Annotated in this window: 16 protein-coding genes and 2 pseudogenes; 11 read left to right on the top strand and 7 right to left on the bottom strand. The window is 28.6% G+C overall.

All coding sequences use genetic code 11. The features are described from left to right. Positions 1-48: 48 nt before the first annotated feature. Both N5A56_RS12140 and purD read left to right on the top strand, forming a co-directional pair. Positions 49-693 (top strand): glycosyltransferase, encoded by a 645-nt coding sequence (locus N5A56_RS12140; RefSeq protein ID WP_337994846.1) that lies wholly within the window; start codon positions 49-51, stop codon positions 691-693. 55 nt (positions 694-748) lie between these two features. Further along, positions 749-2023 (top strand): phosphoribosylamine--glycine ligase, encoded by a 1275-nt coding sequence (gene purD, locus N5A56_RS12135; protein ID WP_265725687.1) that lies wholly within the window; start codon positions 749-751, stop codon positions 2021-2023. A 9-nt stretch (positions 2024-2032) separates the two neighbouring features. Here the strand turns inward: purD and N5A56_RS12130 are convergent. Further along, positions 2033-3072: pseudogene (locus tag N5A56_RS12130) on the bottom strand (sensor histidine kinase). A gap of 6 nt (positions 3073-3078) precedes the next feature. Next, positions 3079-3777, bottom strand: coding sequence for a response regulator (locus N5A56_RS12120; RefSeq protein WP_274270441.1), 699 nt, complete (start codon positions 3775-3777; stop codon positions 3079-3081). Positions 3778-4214: 437 nt separating this feature from the next. Between N5A56_RS12120 and N5A56_RS12115 the strand changes: the two genes are divergently transcribed. Continuing rightward, complete coding sequence (locus N5A56_RS12115; protein ID WP_265725685.1) at positions 4215-6044, top strand: T9SS type A sorting domain-containing protein; 1830 nt, start codon at positions 4215-4217, stop codon at positions 6042-6044. A gap of 90 nt (positions 6045-6134) precedes the next feature. Further along, complete coding sequence (locus N5A56_RS12110; RefSeq protein ID WP_274270440.1) at positions 6135-6854, top strand: 3'-5' exonuclease; 720 nt, start codon at positions 6135-6137, stop codon at positions 6852-6854. Here N5A56_RS12110 and N5A56_RS12105 read toward each other — a convergent pair. After that, positions 6851-8706: pseudogene (locus tag N5A56_RS12105) on the bottom strand (ABC-F family ATP-binding cassette domain-containing protein). The gene N5A56_RS12110 and the pseudogene N5A56_RS12105 overlap by 4 nt on opposite strands. A 311-nt stretch (positions 8707-9017) precedes the next feature. Between N5A56_RS12105 and N5A56_RS12100 the strand changes: the two are divergent. The 4 genes from N5A56_RS12100 to N5A56_RS12085 all read left to right on the top strand — a co-directional run bounded on the left by N5A56_RS12100 (position 9018) and on the right by N5A56_RS12085 (position 12398). Beyond that, the gene (locus tag N5A56_RS12100; RefSeq protein WP_265725684.1) at positions 9018-10034 is read left to right on the top strand and encodes a sugar nucleotidyltransferase; all 1017 of its coding nucleotides are present in this window, start codon (positions 9018-9020) and stop codon (positions 10032-10034) included. Positions 10035-10811: 777 nt separating this feature from the next. After that, the gene (locus N5A56_RS12095; RefSeq protein WP_265725682.1) at positions 10812-11015 is read left to right on the top strand and encodes a hypothetical protein; all 204 of its coding nucleotides are present in this window, start codon (positions 10812-10814) and stop codon (positions 11013-11015) included. A gap of 67 nt (positions 11016-11082) precedes the next feature. Further along, positions 11083-11787, top strand: coding sequence for a lipoprotein insertase outer membrane protein LolB1 (gene lolB1 / locus N5A56_RS12090; protein ID WP_274270439.1), 705 nt, complete (start codon positions 11083-11085; stop codon positions 11785-11787). 44 nt (positions 11788-11831) lie between these two features. Beyond that, a complete protein-coding gene (locus tag N5A56_RS12085; protein WP_274270438.1) occupies positions 11832-12398 on the top strand; it encodes a murein hydrolase activator EnvC family protein in 567 nt (188 codons plus the stop codon). A 289-nt stretch (positions 12399-12687) separates the two neighbouring features. On the opposite strand, the gene N5A56_RS12080 is transcribed toward N5A56_RS12085, so the two are convergent. Continuing rightward, complete coding sequence (locus N5A56_RS12080; protein ID WP_274270437.1) at positions 12688-12813, bottom strand: hypothetical protein; 126 nt, start codon at positions 12811-12813, stop codon at positions 12688-12690. Here N5A56_RS12080 and N5A56_RS12075 point away from each other — a divergent pair. Next, positions 12767-13021: a M23 family metallopeptidase gene (locus N5A56_RS12075; protein ID WP_274270582.1), complete on the top strand. Its 255-nt coding sequence runs from the start codon at positions 12767-12769 to the stop codon at positions 13019-13021. The genes N5A56_RS12080 and N5A56_RS12075 overlap by 47 nt on opposite strands. A gap of 34 nt (positions 13022-13055) precedes the next feature. Here N5A56_RS12075 and N5A56_RS12070 read toward each other — a convergent pair whose 3' ends face one another. Genes N5A56_RS12070 through N5A56_RS12060 form a run of 3 tightly spaced genes read right to left on the bottom strand, consistent with a single transcriptional unit; the run spans position 13056 to position 15048 of the window. After that, complete coding sequence (locus tag N5A56_RS12070; protein ID WP_265725678.1) at positions 13056-13562, bottom strand: mechanosensitive ion channel domain-containing protein; 507 nt, start codon at positions 13560-13562, stop codon at positions 13056-13058. Between the two features lie 3 nt (positions 13563-13565). Further along, positions 13566-14078, bottom strand: a complete 513-nt coding sequence (locus N5A56_RS12065; RefSeq protein WP_265725677.1) for an acyl-CoA thioesterase — start codon at positions 14076-14078, stop codon at positions 13566-13568. Next, on the bottom strand, positions 14059-15048 hold the full coding sequence (locus N5A56_RS12060; protein ID WP_274270436.1) for an HU domain-containing protein: 990 nt from the start codon (positions 15046-15048) through the stop codon (positions 14059-14061). Before N5A56_RS12060 ends, N5A56_RS12065 begins: the two co-directional genes overlap by 20 nt. 95 nt (positions 15049-15143) lie before the next feature. On the opposite strand from N5A56_RS12060, the gene dprA reads away from it, so the two are divergent. Beyond that, complete coding sequence (dprA, locus tag N5A56_RS12055) at positions 15144-16247, top strand: DNA-processing protein DprA (protein ID WP_265725675.1); 1104 nt, start codon at positions 15144-15146, stop codon at positions 16245-16247. A gap of 38 nt (positions 16248-16285) precedes the next feature. Next, positions 16286-17353, top strand: coding sequence for a hypothetical protein (locus tag N5A56_RS12050; RefSeq protein ID WP_265725674.1), 1068 nt, complete (start codon positions 16286-16288; stop codon positions 17351-17353). The last annotated feature ends 88 nt before the right edge of the window (positions 17354-17441 follow it).

The following is a 17441-nucleotide window of genomic DNA, read 5'->3' as shown; positions in this document are numbered from 1 at the left end:
CACTTAAAAAAACCGTTGATTCATTTTTAAAGTTATCTATTAAAAAAAATATTTCTAATTGATAATTCACCAACTAATAAACTAGAAAATCTTTTTAAAGATAAAGAAATTGAATACATTTTTGTAAATGATAATCTAGGGTTTGGTAGAGGTCATAATTTAGTTTTAGAAAGGTTAGATTCTGATTTTCACTTAATATTAAATCCTGATGTTGTCTTTTTAGGTGATGTTATACCAAATTTAATAAACAAACTAAGAGGTGAGGAGAACGTTTCTTTTATTACCCCAAAAGTATTATATCCTAATGGAGATTTACAGTTTATCTGCAGAAAACATCCAACTTTTTTAGATTTAATTAATAGAAAATTAAAGATTTCTAAAAATATGACGATAACCAATGAATACAGAGATCAAGATTTAACTAAATCCTTTTGTCCTAATTTTATTCATGGCTGTTTTATGCTTTTTAAAACTAAAGATTTTAAAGACATAAAAGGTTTTGATGAACGCTATTTCTTATATATGGAAGATGCAGATATTTGTAGAAAAATAGAAGTAACAAATAAAAAAATACTTTACTTTCCTGAAGTAGAAATTACACATCAGCATCAAAAAGGATCCTCAAAAAGTATAAAATTATTTTTTTATCACCTTTCATCTGCAATTAAATATTTTTTAAAGTGGGGTTTCTAGTTTCTTACATTTTTTAAAAATATATTTGCAGCTACAACAACACAACACAATAAACATGAATGTACTTATTTTAGGTTCTGGAGGTAGAGAACACGCTTTTGCTTTAAAATTATCTGAAAGTAATAAAATTAACCACCTTTTTGTAGCTCCAGGAAATGCTGGTACAGACAAAATAGGAACAAATGTTAATATAAATCCTACTGATTTTAAAGCTGTAAAAAAATTAGTTTTAGAAAGCGAGATTAAAATGGTTGTTGTAGGACCAGAAGCACCTTTGGTAGAAGGTGTGCACGATTTCTTTTTAGCTGATAAAGATTTAAAGCATATTCCTGTAATTGGACCTAAAAAAGACGGAGCATTATTAGAAGGTAGTAAAGATTTTTCTAAACAATTTATGCAAAAACATGGCGTACCTACTGCAAAATATAAATCATTTACAAAAGATAATTTAACAGATGGTTTTGCCTTTTTAGAAACATTAGAGCCGCCTTTTGTATTAAAAGCAGATGGTTTAGCAGCAGGTAAAGGGGTGTTGATTTTAGACTCATTAGAAGAAGCTAAAATTGAGTTAGAAGAAATGGTATCTAATCAAAAATTTGGAGAAGCATCTTCTACCGTTGTTATAGAAGAATTTTTAAAAGGAATAGAATTGTCAGTTTTTGTATTAACAGACGGTATAAATTATAAAATTTTACCATCCGCAAAAGATTACAAAAGAATTGGTGAAGGAGATAAAGGTCTAAATACTGGTGGAATGGGAGCAATATCTCCTGTACCATTTGCAGATAAAGCATTTTTAGATAAAGTAGAAGAATTGGTTGTAAAGCCTACAATTGCTGGTTTACAGAAAGACGGTATTGATTATAGAGGTTTTATTTTTATTGGATTGATGAATGATAACGGAAACCCTTCTGTTGTTGAGTACAATGTACGAATGGGAGATCCTGAGACTGAAGTTGTATTACCAAGAATTGAATCAGATTTATTTGATTTGTTTGAGGGAGTTGGAAATCAAACTTTAAATGAAAAATCGTTCTCTGTTACAAATAAAACTGCAACAACAGTTATGTTAGTTTCTGGCGGTTATCCAGAAGCATATGAAAAGAATAAAGAAATTACTGGTTTTGATACAATAGATGAATCTATTGTATATCATGCAGGTACAACAATTAAAGACAATAAAGTTGTAACCAATGGAGGTAGAGTTATGGCTGTGACTTCTTTTGGAGATACTATCGAAGAGGCTTTAGCTAAAAGTTATAGAAGTATCGGTAAAATTAAATTTGAAAAAATAAATTATAGAAAAGATATTGGCTTCGATTTAGTGTAAGTTTAAAAATTATCTTGCTTTTTCTATTGTAAAAGAAAACTCAGAACCTTTACCGTAAGTACTTTTTAAAAGGATATTCTCATCATGAGCTTCTACTATGTGTTTTACTATAGAAAGCCCTAAGCCCGATCCTCCTTGTTCACGAGATCTACTTTGATCTACTCTATAAAAACGTTCAAATAAACGAGAAATATGCTCCTTCTTAATACCTTCTCCGTTATCTATAACTTTAAGTATAAATTTTTTGTCATTAAAATCTTCAACTCCAATTATAGTTGTGCCATTAGGGCTACCATATTTAATAGAGTTTACAACTAGATTAATAATAACTTGTTCTATTTTTTCAACATCACCTTTAACAAAAACTGGAAACTCATAAATTTTATCGAATTTTAATTTTATGTTTCTTTTTTTAGCTTTCATTTCGAATAAGTCGATCACATTTTGAATTACCTCTAGAATATTAAAAACATCAACATTTAGTTTCATTCCATCATTTTCCAATTTAGCAATCATATCTAAATCTTTTATAACAGCAACCAAACGTTCAACACCTTTATTAGCTCTGTCTAGGTATTTCATTCGTATTTGCTTATCATTTACTGCACCTTCTAATAAAGTTAAAATATAGCCTTGTACTGTAAAAAGAGGTGTTTTCAGTTCATGAGCTACATTGCCTAAAAAATCTCTTCTAAAAGAATCTCTTTCTGTTAAGCTTTTTATTTCGAGTCTTTTACCTTCAACATATCTTTGCATTCTTTTAGAAAGCTTATCTATATCTGTTGTAGTTGTTTCTTTTTTAAGATCATTAACATCTAAGATTGAAACTTCTTCATATATTTTTTTTAGCCTTCTATATATAAAATGTTCTGCTCTGTATTGAATAATAAAAAAGAAGTTAAAAATAGCGCTATTATAGAAATAATAATAATGCTATATCCTAAATGCTCACTTAAGATAAAATATGATATAGCAGCAATACCAACAGATACTATTGTTAAATATACTGCAGACCATAGCGCGTAAGAATATGTTTTTTTTAGTTTCAATCTTAATTATTTATCAGAATCTTCTAAAACAAATTTATAACCAACTCCTTTTACTGTTTTAAAATGGTCATCACCAATTTTTTCTCTAAGTTTTCTAATATGTACATCAATGGTTCTACCGCCAACTACAACTTCATTTCCCCAAACAGTATCTAGAATTACTTCTCTTTTAAATACTTTTTCTGGTTTAGAGGTTAATAAAGAAAACAGTTCAAATTCTTTTCTAGGTAGAGAAATCTTTTTTCCTGCTTTATAAACTACATATTCATCCCTATCAATTATAATATCACCTATTTTAAGAGATTCTCCGCTTTCTTCTTCAGTTTTTAATCTTCTTAATAAAGATTTTACTTTACTTACTAAAACTTTTGGTTTAATTGGTTTAGTAATGTAATCGTCTGCTCCAGCTTCAAAACCTGCAACTTGAGAGTAGTCTTCTCCTCTTGCAGTTAAAAACGATATTATTACGTTTTCTAAAGATTTAATTTTTCTTATTTTTTCACAAGCTTCAATACCATCCATTTCTGGCATCATAATATCAAGTAAAATTAAGTGTGGAGTATTTTTTTTAGCCGATTTTATAGCTTCTTGTCCGTTCTCTGCAGTAAAAATTTGGTAGCCTTCGTTTTTTAAATTGTATCCAACAATCTCTAAAATATCCGGTTCGTCATCAACCAATAAAATCTTAATATCTTTTTTATTCATAATTTTTTATATGATAAGAATCAAAAATACAGATAAATCTTAAAACAGAACAAGTTCTTAACAATCATTTAATCTAGTATGTAATCCTTTACTTTTTGGTAACATTAAAGACTTCCTTTGAGGTTTATTTAGTTAATGTTTAATTAATATGTACTTTCTTTAATAAAATTTATATTTCTTATATTTACGTTCAACTTTTAATTCAAATCAAGTATGAAAAAAATTACATTTTAACTTTATTTTTAACCATTTGTTTTGCCTTTTTAGGTTTTGGGCAAACAACAGTATTTCAAGAATCTTTTGAAACTGGAAATTCTGGAACAACATCTGAAGATTGTAACGATAATAGCGGAGATTTCTTTACAAGAACTAATGGTACAGATATAACATCTTCTTATGAAGTTTCTGGAGCAGATGGAGACTACTTCTTTGCAGCAATGGATACAGATGGTTCGCCTTGTACAATGGCAACACAAACGCTTACATTTGATGATATAGACATATCTTCTAAAACCAATCTTACGCTTGCTTTATTATTAGCAGAAGACCAACCTTCAGATGGAAAATTTGATTGGGACGGTGGAGATTTATTTTATATAGAAGTAGATTATGATAATTCTGGTACTTTTACAAAGGTTTTACAATTTGCAACATCTGCAACTTCTGGATTTAATGTATCTGCTCCTTTACAAGATACAGATTTAGATGGAATAGGAGATGGTGATGCTTTAAGCGATGTCTTTACTGAGTTTACTGTAGGTTTAAGTACTGGAAATTTAGTTGATGTTAGATTAGTTTTTGTAGGTTTAGGCGCAGGTGATGAAGATATTGCAGTAGATAATATTAGAGTTGTTGATGGTTTTGTTAGCACTCCAAATTTAGTAATCACTTCTCCGTCAAATAACCAAGAATTTGAATCAACAGTAACAAGTATACCTATCAATTTTTCAGTTACAAACTTTACTCTTTCTGGTGAAGTTGGCGATACTGAAACTACTGATGGAGCAGGTGATGGTTATATTGTAGGTTCATTAATGAAAGATGGTGTTGCAGACGGTACCCAAAATATTTTTTCTAACAGTTCATTGATAGAAAGTATTAATCCTGGAGTAACTTATGTTGTAACTGCTGAGTTAGTAGATAATTCAGGAGCATCATTATCACCTAAAGTAGAAGCAACAGTTACTTTTTCTGTTAAATTACCTTGTGATTTAGTTTTAGATGAAATGACTACTACTTGTGATGCATTAACAAACGGTACTGATACCTATACAGGTTCAATAACCTATACAGGAGGCGCAGGTGCTGTATATACAATAACTGCGCCATCTGGTGTAACAGTTGGAGGTGATGATCCTAGTACTTCAGCTTCTGGGACAATTACTTTTTCAGGAATTTCAGAAGGTTCAACAGCCGATATAACTATTGTTGGAGATGCAAGTAGTTCTTGTAACTTATCTAGAACTTTTAATAGTCCAACTTGTGTGCCTGCGCCAACTTGTCCTGCAGTAGGAGCAATAATTGTTACTGAAGTTATGCAAAATCCAAAGTCTGTAAATGATGATTCTGGTGAGTATTTTGAAGTTTATAATACAACAGCAGCAGCAATTGATATGCAAGGTTGGATGATTAAGTCTTTAACTACTTCGTCTAAAGACCATGTAATAGCAAGTAGTTTAATTGTACCTGCAAATGGTTATGCTGTGTTAGGTATAAACTCTGATTCTGGTGCAAATGGAGGAGTAGCTGTAGATTACCAATACGGATCTAATTTTTTCTTAGGAAATAGTTCGGACTCTATTGCTTTAGACTGTGGCTCTACAATTGTAGATTCTATTTCTTGGGATAATGGAGCTACTTTTCCAGATCCTAATGGTAAAAGTATGGAGTTAGCAACAAATAAATATTCTACAACAGATAATGATTCTGGTGAGAATTGGGCAGAAGCAACAGAAGAAATTACTTCTGGTGGAGATTTAGGAACACCTGGTGCAGCTAATAGTTTTGTTTTAAGCATTGCTAAAAACTCAATTGAAGGTTTTGCAACATATCCAAACCCTGTAACAAATAACAGATTTACAATTACGAGTTCTAATTCTGATAAAAAAGAAGTAGTAATTTTTAACGTTATCGGTAAAAAAGTACTTTCATCTAGTTTTAATGGTGTAAAGTCTACAATTGATGTTTCTGCAGTTTCTGCAGGAATTTATATTTTAAAAGTAACTGAAAACGGAAAAACTGCTACTAAGAAATTGGTAATTAGATAATTTTCTTTTTTTAAATATTTAAAGCTCCGAATTAATTTCGGAGCTTTTTTATTTTCAGTATCTTTCAACTGAAAAAGAAAAATTAAGACTATGAATCTTACCTATAAATTAAACAATATCTTGTTTTTAGATATTGAAACAGTACCGCAAGAAGAAAATTGGGAATCGCTTTCTAAAACAACTCAAGATCTTTTTGAGCAAAAAACACACTATCAAAGAAAAGAAGAATTTACAGCTAAAGAGTTTTATGAACGAGCTGGTATTTGGGCAGAATTTGGTAAAATAATATGTATTTCTGTTGGGTATTTTGTTTTAGAAGATTCTAAAAAACAATTAAGACTTACTTCTTTCTTTGGTGATGATGAGCATAAATTACTCACTGAATTTAAAAATTTATTAGATAAGCATTTTGCAAGAAAAGCAAATGTATTATGTGCTCATAACGGAAAAGAATTCGATTTTCCTTTTATTGCAAGAAGAATGATTGTACATCAAATAGAATTGCCAAAAAAGCTAAATTTATTTGGTAAAAAACCTTGGGAAGTTCCGCATTTAGATACTTTAGAAATGTGGAAATTTGGCGATTTTAAACATTATACTTCTTTAAAACTATTAACAAATATCTTAGGCATTCCATCACCAAAAGATGATATAGATGGTAGTGAAGTTGCTAGTGTTTATTATAAAGAAAAAGATTTACAAAGAATTGTAACTTATTGTGAAAAAGATACAATTGCAGTTGCACAAATTTTACTGCGTTTTAATAACGAAATGTTATTAAAAGATGAAAATATTATTAGAGTTAATTAATCTTCTAACTTCATAGAAAGTTCGAGCCAACGCTCTTCTTTTTGCTCTAGATTTTTTATTGTTTCTTGCAGCTCTTCAGATTTTTTAGCAATATCTTCAGATGCAATTTCAACATTTAAAAATTGTGTTTCAATAGCAAGTTTTCTTCTTTGTAGCCTTTCTATATCTGCCTCTAAAGTACCAAACTCTCTTTTTTCGTTAAAATTTAAAGCATTTTTAGTGTTTTTTTCTCAACCTTTTCAATAACTTTTTCTTGTTTTGCTTCTTTAGGAGCAGAAGCTTCATAAGCTCTAAAATCTGAATAATTTCCAGGAAAGTTTTCTACAACACCTTCTCCTCTAAAAACAAAAAGAGCATCTACAATTTTATCCATAAAATATCTATCGTGAGAAACTACTAACAAGTTTCCAGGATAATCTAGCAAAAAGTTTTCTAGTACATTTAGAGTTACAACATCTAAATCGTTTGTAGGTTCATCAAGAATTAAGAAATTAGGATTTTGTATTAAAACAGCACATAAATACAGACGCTTTTGTTCTCCTCCAGACAGTTTTTCTACAAAATCGTATTGTTTCTTTTTATCAAACAAAAAACGTTCTAAAAGTTGAGAAGCAGATATTTTTCGTCCTTTAGATAAGGGTATAAATTCTCCAAATTCTTTAACAACTTCTATTACTTTTTGTCCTTCTTTTACATTTATACCCACTTGTGTGTAATAACCATACTTTACAGTTTCACCTAAAACAACTTTTCCGCTATCTAACGGAGCTGTTTCTGTAATAATATTTAAAAAAGACGATTTACCTGTACCGTTTTTACCAATAATACCAACGCGTTCTCCACGTTTAAAAACGTAATCGAAACCATCTAAAATCTTTTTATCTCCAAAAGATTTATATACTTTATGAAGCTCAAGAATTTTACTCCCTAAACGTTCCATATTTATTTCTAATTGGACTTGATGGTCTTTTCTACGTTGATGTGCTTTCTCTTTAATTTGATAAAAATCATCTGTTCTAGATTTCGATTTTGTAGTTCTAGCTTTTGGTTGCTTACGCATCCACTCTAATTCTTTTTTAAATAAACTTTTCGCTTTACCTAAATTAGTAGCTTCTAGTGCTAATCGTTCTTCTTTATTTTGTAGGTAATAAGAGTAATTACCCTTGTATTTATAAATCTTGCCTTCATCTAACTCTAAGATTTCGTTACAAACACGTTCTAAAAAATAACGATCATGAGTAACCATAAATAATGTTATTTTCTCTTTTGCAAAAAACGATTCTAACCATTCTATCATTTCTAAATCTAAATGATTTGTTGGTTCATCTAAAATTAATAAATCGGGTTTATTAATTAAAACGATTGCCAAAGAAAGTCTTTTTCTTTGACCTCCAGAAAGTGCGCCAACTTTTAACGATAAATCATCTAATTTTAATTTAGATAAAATTTGTCTGTATTGTGTTTCAAAATCCCAAGCATTATATTGCTCCATTTGTTCAAAAGCAGCTTGGTATGCATCTGTATCATCTAAGTTTAATAATGCTTTTTCATACTGATTAACAATAGAAAGAATTTTATTATCTGTAGCAAAAATGGTTTCTTCAATGGTTAAATCGGGATTTATGTCATCCTTTTGAGCTAAATAAGCAATAGAAATTCCTTTTCTACTTACCACTTGCCCAGAATCTGGAACATCTAAACCAGCTATAATATTTAAAATAGAAGTTTTTCCACTTCCGTTTTTAGCTACAAAAGCAACTTTTTGATCTTTATTAATTCCAAAAGAGATATCTTCAAATAAGATACGTTCTCCATAAGATTTAGAAATATTTTCTACAGATAAATAGTTCACAAGTATTATTTTTTGCAAAGAAACAAAAAACCCAAGCGTTAACTTGGGTTTTTGCATCATTTCTATGAATGATAAGTTGGGGGCTAATATTGTTTGTTTGGTTGTAGTAAATGTAAACGAAATTTAAAGACTTGTCAATCCCCTTTTTTAATGAAATTTTTATCTCCCTATTTACAGGGAGAAATATCCCCTTTTTTGATGAGGAAAAACACTGTTCTATATTAATAAAAGGCTAAGTTATTAAGTTAAAACAATTTTTAAAATCTCTTAATTAATACTATCTTGCATAAAATAATTGAAAAAAATAATAAATGAAAATTATAGTACCAATGGCGGGAATTGGATCTCGTTTAAGACCTCATACGCTTACAGTACCAAAACCATTAACAGTAATTGCAGGTAAGCCAATTGTGCAAAGGTTAGTAGAAGATATTGCCTCTGTAATTGATGAAGAAATTGATGAAATTGCATTTGTAATTGGTACAACAGCAAAAGGTTTTCCAACAGATACAGAAGAAAAATTATTGAAAATTGCAGAAGAGTTAGGGGCTAAAGGCTCAGTATATATCCAAGACGTAGCACTAGGTACAGCACATGCAATTTATTGTGCCAAAGAATCTTTAAGTGGGCCGTGTGTAGTTGCTTATGCAGATACTTTGTTTAAAGCTGATTTTACTTTAGATGTTAATGCAGATGGAGCAATTTGGGTAAGTAAAGTAGAAAACCCAAGTGCTTTTGGTGTTGTTAAATTACAAGACGGTTTTATAACAGATTTTATAGAAAAACCAAAAGATTTTGTTTCTGACTTAGCAATTATTGGAATTTATTATTTTAAAAGCGGAGAAAAGCTATTAGAAGAAATTCAATATTTAATTGATAACGATTTAAAAGAAAACGACGAATATCAATTAACAAATGTTCTAGAATCTTTAAAACAACAAGGAGCTAAATTTATTCCTGGTACAGTAAGTACTTGGATGGATTGTGGTAAAAAAGATCCAACAGTAGATACAAACAAACAAACTTTAAGCTTTGAACACGCTGCTGGTAACAATTTAGTTTCTGCAGATGTTATATTAGAAAATTCAGAGATTATTCAACCTTGTTTTGTAGGGGCAAATGTAGTTTTGAAAAACACAAAAATAGGACCTTATGTTTCTATTGGGGAAAATAGTGTTGTAGAAAATTCTATAATTGTAAACTCTTTAATACAAACTAATGTAGTAATATCTAATGCTAATTTAGATAATGCTATGATTGGAAACCATGCAAAGTATGATGGGAAATATACTTCTGTTAGTATTGGAGATTATACAGAGTTAACATAAATGAAGAACAGAAAAAAGATAAACAAAATTAAAAAAGAGAGGCAGTTTAGTTATTTTAAATTGGCTCTTTTCTCTTTTCTCTTTTTTCTTAATAGTTATAAAACTCTTTCACAAGATAGTATTCCAGAAAAAAAGATTTAACTGAAGAATCTGAACTTAAATTTCAAAAGTTTTTTTTAAAGCTTTATCAGAAAAATCGATTGGAAACTTCCAAAAAGCTATTGAAAATTTAGAAAGTTGTAATCAAATTCTACCTAATGATGTTTCTGTTTTTTTTGAATTTTCAAAAAATTATTTACTTTTAAATAATACCTTGTTAGCTAAAGAATATATAAAAAGATCTTTAGTAAAAGATCCAAACAATATTTGGATGCTAAAGCATTATGTTAAAATTTATCAGAAGGATAGAAATTATAATGATGCTATTAAAATTCAAAAAAAATTGTTAATTTAAATTCAAAAGAAAGAGAGTTTTTAGCAAGACTTTATGCTTATAATAGACAATACGAAGAATCACTCACTTTAATAAATACTCTTGAAAAAGAGAATTTATTATCATCTTATCTTAAAAGATTAAAGCTTAATTTAGGTAAAAGAAATGTTATTAAAACAAAAGTTAAAAATAAAAAAGGTTCAGATTTATTAACCTTAATAAATCAATTTAAAACAGATAAATCTTATAAAATTTTAGAGGAAATTTTAAATAAATCTTCTAAAAATAGCGATTTATTAAAATTTAGTGAAGAAGGCATAACACTTTTTCCTGCACAACCTTATGTGTACTTAATAAATGGAAAAACTTTAAATAGTAAGAAAAACTATAAAAAAGCGTTACTTATTTTACAAAGTGGTGTAGATTTTGTAATTGATGATGAAATGGAAGCTGGTTTTTATTTAGAAATTGCTAAAGCATATAGAGGTTTAGGTAAAGTTAAAGAAGAACAGAAATATATTCAAAAAGCAAAAAAACTGAAGAGTTAGTTATGAAGTTTATAAAATACATTCTCCTTTTTACGATCGTTTTAACTTCTTGTAAAACAAAAAAAATATGATTGATGCCAATGCAGTTGCCAAGGAAATTTCGGCAAAAAAAGTAGCAAAAAAACATATAGCAGCTAATTTTGATAATAAAACGATTGATGCGAAGTTGAAAGTAAATTTTAATAATGGAAAGACGAAACAAAGTTTAACTGTTAATATGAAAATTATTAAAGATGAAGTTATTTGGTTAAAAGGTTCTAAGTTTATTACCGTTTTTAAAGCCAAAATAACTCCTACATCAGTTAGTTACTATTCGCCTGTTTTTAAAAATTATTTTGAAGGTGATTTTTCAATGATTGAAGATTTATTAGGGGTAGAAATTAATTTTGAACAATTGCAAAACTTATTTCTGGGGCAATCTTTGTTAAATGTAAAAGAAAATAAACAAGAAGTTAAAATTGAAAATAATAGATATATTTTGTTTCCAGAAAAACAAGCAGAGTTATTCGATATTTTCTTCACTATTAATCCTTCCCATTTTAAATTAGACAAACAATCTATTGTAAACGTTAGTAAAGGTCTACGATTAGATGTTACATATCCTTCTTATAATTTAATTGAGAAAGTGGTTTTTCCTTCAGAAATAAATATTAAAGCCAAAAATGAAAAGTCTATAACAGATATTAATTTGTCTTATAAATCAGTTTTTTTCGATACGGATGTAAAGATGTCATTTAATGTACCTAATGGCTATAAACGATTAGAATTTTAATGAGCAAGAGTAAGTTTTATATCATTTTATTGTCAGTTTGTCTTTTGAGTTTATCTGCTTTAAGTCAAACTAGAAAACAGTTAGAAACTCAGCGTAAAAAATATAATTCTGAAATTAAAAAGTTAAATAAATTACTTTTTAATGAGCAGAAAAAAGGAAAAAGTGCTTTAGAAGATTTACGAGATATTAAACGAAAAATAACTGTTAGAAATAAGCTAATTTCTACAATAAATTTAGAGTCTCAAATTTTATCAAAAGAGATAAAAACAAACGAGAATGAAATTAAAAAAGCGAATAAAATTTTAGCAGATTTAAAGAAAGATTATGGAGATATGATCTATAAATCTTATAAAAGTAAATCGCAACAAAGTAGAACAATGTTTTTGTTGTCTTCTCAAAATTTTTATCAAGCTTATAAGCGTTTAGAGTATATGAAGCAGTATACATCGTTTAGAAAAAAACAAGGAGAAGAAATTACGGTTCAAACAAATTTAATTAAGAAGTCTAGAGATTCTTTATTGCTTAAGAAAGAAATAAAAGATAGATTAATTTTATCAGAAAAAAATGAAAAAAAGAAATTGAAACTGATAAGAAAAATCAAGAAAGTTTAATTGCAAAAATTAAGGGGAAAGAGAAAAAATATAAGACCGATTTACAAAAGCAAATAAAAGCAGAAAAAATTGTAGCTGGCAAAATAGATAAAATCATAAAAGAAGAGATTGCAAGAGCTAATAGATTAGCAAAGGCTAAGCTAAAGAAGGAATCTAAAAAAGTTAAGAAAAATGAGTTTATTTTAAGTCCAGAAGCAAAAGCTTTAGCAGTAAAATTTGAATTAAACAAAGGGAAGTTACCTTGGCCTATAAAAGAAGGTTTAGTTGTTAGAAGATTTGGGAAACAGCCTCACCCTGCATTTCCAGGAATTACAATAAATGGCACAGGTTTACATATTGTAACCAATAATGGTACTTTTGCCAATGCTATTTTTAATGGAGAAGTTTTAAATATTTTAATAGGTTCTGGTGGCACAAAGAATGTTTTAGTAAGACATGGTAATTATATTACCTCATATAATAATCTTGAAAATTCATTTGTAAAAAAAGGTGATAAAATTGTTACCGGACAAAAAATAGGAAGAATTTTTACAGATAAACTATCTAAGGAAACTAAACTTATTTTTGTATTATTTAAGAATACTACCCGATTAAATCCAGCATTATGGATGCTTAAAAGATAGGATTTTTTTAATATACTTTAATTTTAGTTAAAGCTTAATTGGGCTGAGGAAAGTATTTAATATTTTTTTGAAGAATAACAGAGTTAGGCATTGTAATAAGTTCTTTCTCTGGAGTTTTTAGGGTTATAAAAAATGCACCAATATCTCTAATTTCTCCTGTAATATTATTATCTTTTTCTAGTATAGTAATAGTGTCGCCAATTTTAACAGGGTAATTAATAAAAAGAATAATACCTGCTGTAATATTAGAAAGTATAGACCATTGCGCAAAAAAAGCAATACCTAAAATGGTTAAAAAAGAAGATACATAAATTAATAACTGTTTCTCATCTACACCCCAAATAAATGCTACTATAACAATTGTAGAACTGTAAATTAATATTGTAATTATTTTATTAGTGACTATTATTCTTACTTGTTGAAATCCAAACTTTAATTGAATTTTTTTAAGAGATTGTGTAATAAAAAGTCTCGTAAAAAAAGCAATTACTAAAATTGCAATAGTCCATAAAATTTTGAAATCACTAAAAAATTCAATCATAATTTATACTTTAAAAAGAGCTTTTAAAGCAGTAGCCTCATTAGGGTTTAGTTTACCTGCTAAAATTAAGCTCAATTGTTTACGTCTAAGAGCACCATCAAAGCGTTCTCTCTCTAAATCTGTTTCTGGCGTTATTTGTGGTATTGTTACTGGTTTACCTGTTTCATCAACTGCTACAAATGTATATATACCCTCATTTACTTTTGTTCTTTGTCCAGATTGTCTGTCTTCTATCCAAACATCAACATAAATTTCCATAGAAGATTTAAAAGCTCTCGATACTTTAGCTTCTACGGTAACTACGCTACCAACTGGTACAGATTTGTTAAATGCAACATGGTTAACAGAAGCAGTTACTACAATTCTTCTAGAATGACGTCTTGCAGCAATACTACAAGCTCTATCCATTCTTGCTAGCAGTTCTCCTCCAAAAAGATTGTCTAAATAATTAGTTTCTCCAGGTAAAACTAAATCAGTAAGAATTGTTAAGGAATCTTTAGGTGTTTTTGCTTCCATTTTTATTAAAAATTTCTGCAAAGATAAGAATAGCGCCTAAATAAATATTACTTTTTGTTAATAACCAAGCGTCCTTAGAAACCGTTTTTTGAATACTTCTTAAGTTGTTGATTGCTTCTGTTCTATCTGAAAAGCTATTAAATGAAACCTGTGTTAAACCCCATTTATTAACTCCAATAATTTTTGCACCATAGCCAATTTCTATTAGTTGGTCTACTTTTTTCTGAGCGTTTTCTGGAAATTGAAAAGCTCCAGCAACAATATGAAATGGTTTAACGATTGCTATGGTTTTAGCTTTCTCTTTTACAGCGTTCAACTCAATTGTAGGTAGAGGGTTAGAGATTACAAACGTCGCAGATTGTATTTTCTTCTCAACCGCTTTTTCCTGACTAGCTAAAAATGTTTTTTGTTGATTTTTTTGATAAATACTATTACCGCCAAGAGCAAGAGTTAACAGTATTGCAGCAGCAGCAGCAGCATTAATAAATGCAGGAATTCCTTTTTTCTCTTCTTTTTTAGCTATAGCTACTAAAGGCTTTACTCTAGTATTATTTCTAATAACAGATTTTGAGTTTATAGAAGTTAAGCCAAAAGATTCAGCTAAATGATTTATTTCTTTGTTTGGTTCAAAAATTATTTGACCATTTTCATTTAACATTAAAGAGCCTACAGAACTAATCTGTATAGGCTTAGATTGTAACTCTTCTCTCCATTTATTTACAGTCAATGCAATAGCGTTATTTGCATTTTCAAAAGAGATGTTTTCAGAAGAAGAAATATAGTTTGCTAATAAACCGTCGTTACTTTTTAAATGACTATTAAATGTAACCTGTTTAGCAGGAGGATAAAATTTTTGAGAATTTTTATCAATAGTTGCACCAATTCTGTTAGTAACGAAACCTCCAAAATTAGGAATAATTACACAATTGTATCTATAAAGTAAGTCGTTTATGTAGCTAGCTAAATTCATATTAACAAATATAAAGAATTAGATGTTTTATAAAACTAAATTGATGAATTTTTTTCAGCAATTATTTTATATATTGGTACTTAAATTGTTATTGATTGAAAGAAGAGAAGTTACTTTCTGTTTTGCGCTTGCAAAAGTGTAAAGCAATTGGAGATATTTTGGCTAAAAAACTAATTGTTACAGTTGGTGATGTTGAGCAAGTATTTAAAGAAAAAGCAGCTACATTATTAAAAATTAATGGTATAGGAAGTCACGCTGTAAAGCATTTGTTAGATAAAGAGAATATAATTCTTGCAGAACAAGAGCTAGCCAATATTAAAAGTAATAAAATTGAGTATTCATATTTTTTAGATGACAATTATCCTTTAAACCTTCAAAATTGTATCGATAGTCCTATATTGTTTTTTAAAGATGGAAAGATTAATTTTCAAAACGATAAAATAATTTCAATTGTTGGTACTCGAAATATGAGTGCATACGGGCGCGAATTTTGCAACAATTTAATCGAAAACTTAGCTGTTTATAACCCTATTATTGTAAGTGGTTTTGCTTATGGTGTAGATATTTGCGCTCATAAAGCAGCAATAAAAAATAATTTACAAACTATTGCAGTTCTAGCGCATGGCTTTAATTTAATTTACCCAAAAGTTCACAAAAAATATATACATCAAGTAAATGAAAATGGAGGTTTTATAACCGAGTTTTGGCACGATGAACAACCTTTAAGAGAAAATTTTTTAAAAAGAAATAGAATTGTTGCTGGTATATCTAAAGCTACAATTGTTATAGAAAGTGCCGAAAAAGGAGGTTCTTTAGTAACCGCAGATATTGCAAACTCTTATGATAAAGACGTGTTTGCTGTACCAGGTAGAGCAACAGATATTTACAGTAAAGGTTGTAATAGTTTAATTAAAAAGAATAGAGCTACTTTATTAACTTCATCAGAAGATATTGTAAAAATGTTGAACTGGGACATAAAAGAGAGAGTTAAAAAGCCAATACAAAAACAGTTGTTTGTTCAGTTGTCTATAGATGAACAAAAAGTTCATGATTATTTACAGTTAAAAGGTAAGCAATCGTTAGATAAAATTGCTTTAAGTTGCAAAATCCCTTTATACCAACTTTCATCCATTTTGTTGCAAATGGAATTAAAAGGAATTACAAAACCATTACCAGGTAAATTGTTCGAAATAGTATAAAGTTTATTCTTATTTTTGATAATATTCAATTACATCTTATGGCTTCAGAAGAAAAATTAATGTCAAAAAAGAAACCAGCCTTTCCAGTTAGTGAAATGTTAAATGCCTATTTAAAAAATTATAATAGAAATATTAAAAATTCAATTTATTATGATGATTTATTGCGTTTTCAAGGTTCTGTTACAGTCTATGATAAAAATGAAGAAGATACTTTGTGGGTAAGAACGTATTATTCTCAATTTGATAGAGAAGAAATAGATAGAAATCTAAAAAAGATTTATACTATGTTACATTCCGATGGTAATGACCAAAGTATTCCTTTTTTAAATGTTGATGCAATTGATTATTGTACTTTCGGAAATTCCAAACCTTTTAGAATTAAAATTCGTAATATTTTAAATGATAATTACACATATTTTTATGTGAAAAAAACGGATGCATCTCGTATTTATGGGTTGGAACTAGAGCATATATTATCTCCTCATAATATGAATTTTCTGGTTTATAAAGACACTTTAATAGAAGAACATATTGCAGGAATTCCAGGAGATGATTTTATTAGAGATTTTTTACCAAAATGCACAGAATTAGAAAAAGCACAAATAGCCAAAGAGTTTGTAAAATTTAAAGAACGTTGTTTGGTTCGTTTATTGGGAGATATGCGTTCTTACAATTATGTAATAACACCAACGCACGATTTTGATCATATAGTATATAAAATTAGAGCTATAGATTTCGATCAGCAGTCTTTCGAAGGCAACTTAAAAGTATATAACTTACAGTTTATGAAAGAGAACTTTAAGATGACAGAAATGGTTGGTAAAAAATTGCAAAACGATTCTATACAGCAATATAAAATAGAAGAACGTTCTTTTATGGCTAAAAGAATGATTACAGCTCCAAAAAGAACTTTACGTTTAATAAAATGTATGAAAGCAGATACAATCTCTTTTCCAGAAAATGTAGAGCTTTTAAAAACGCATCTAATAAAATATGTTGGAGATGTAAAGTTTAAAGATTGTAAAAATATGGGTGAAATTTTAGAAACTATTTTAGCTTTTGTAAAACGTAACTATTTAGATATTAGTAATAAAGAGTTGTTTTAATTTTTTTGAAGCTATTTCCCGCTTTCCACTATATCTTTTTATAACTGTCATTGCGGGTCAAGCTTTTTTTGCATGATGTGGCAATATC

This window comes from Polaribacter ponticola (assembly GCF_026191475.2).
In the GTDB taxonomy this organism is placed as follows: Bacteria; Bacteroidota; Bacteroidia; order Flavobacteriales; family Flavobacteriaceae; genus Polaribacter; species Polaribacter ponticola.
Note: the sequence above shows the minus strand (reverse complement) of the source record. Positions and strands in the feature narration are given on the sequence as shown.

Bases quoted from the DNA above. Each gene is read 5' to 3' on its own strand.
- N5A56_RS12070 (WP_265725678.1), bottom strand. From the start codon at position 13,562: ATGATTGAATTTTTTAGTGATTTCAAAATTTTATGGACTATTGCAATT.
- N5A56_RS12100 (WP_265725684.1), top strand. From the start codon at position 9,018: ATGAAAATTATAGTACCAATGGCGGGAATTGGATCTCGTTTAAGACCT.
- lolB1 (WP_274270439.1), top strand. From the start codon at position 11,083: ATGATTGATGCCAATGCAGTTGCCAAGGAAATTTCGGCAAAAAAAGTA.
- N5A56_RS12060 (WP_274270436.1), bottom strand. From the start codon at position 15,048: ATGAATTTAGCTAGCTACATAAACGACTTACTTTATAGATACAATTGT.
- N5A56_RS12110 (WP_274270440.1), top strand. From the start codon at position 6,135: ATGAATCTTACCTATAAATTAAACAATATCTTGTTTTTAGATATTGAA.
- purD (WP_265725687.1), top strand. From the start codon at position 749: ATGAATGTACTTATTTTAGGTTCTGGAGGTAGAGAACACGCTTTTGCT.
- N5A56_RS12050 (WP_265725674.1), top strand. From the start codon at position 16,286: ATGGCTTCAGAAGAAAAATTAATGTCAAAAAAGAAACCAGCCTTTCCA.
- N5A56_RS12120 (WP_274270441.1), bottom strand. From the start codon at position 3,777: ATGAATAAAAAAGATATTAAGATTTTATTGGTTGATGACGAACCGGAT.
- N5A56_RS12065 (WP_265725677.1), bottom strand. From the start codon at position 14,078: ATGGAAGCAAAAACACCTAAAGATTCCTTAACAATTCTTACTGATTTA.
- N5A56_RS12115 (WP_265725685.1), top strand. From the start codon at position 4,215: ATGGATACAGATGGTTCGCCTTGTACAATGGCAACACAAACGCTTACA.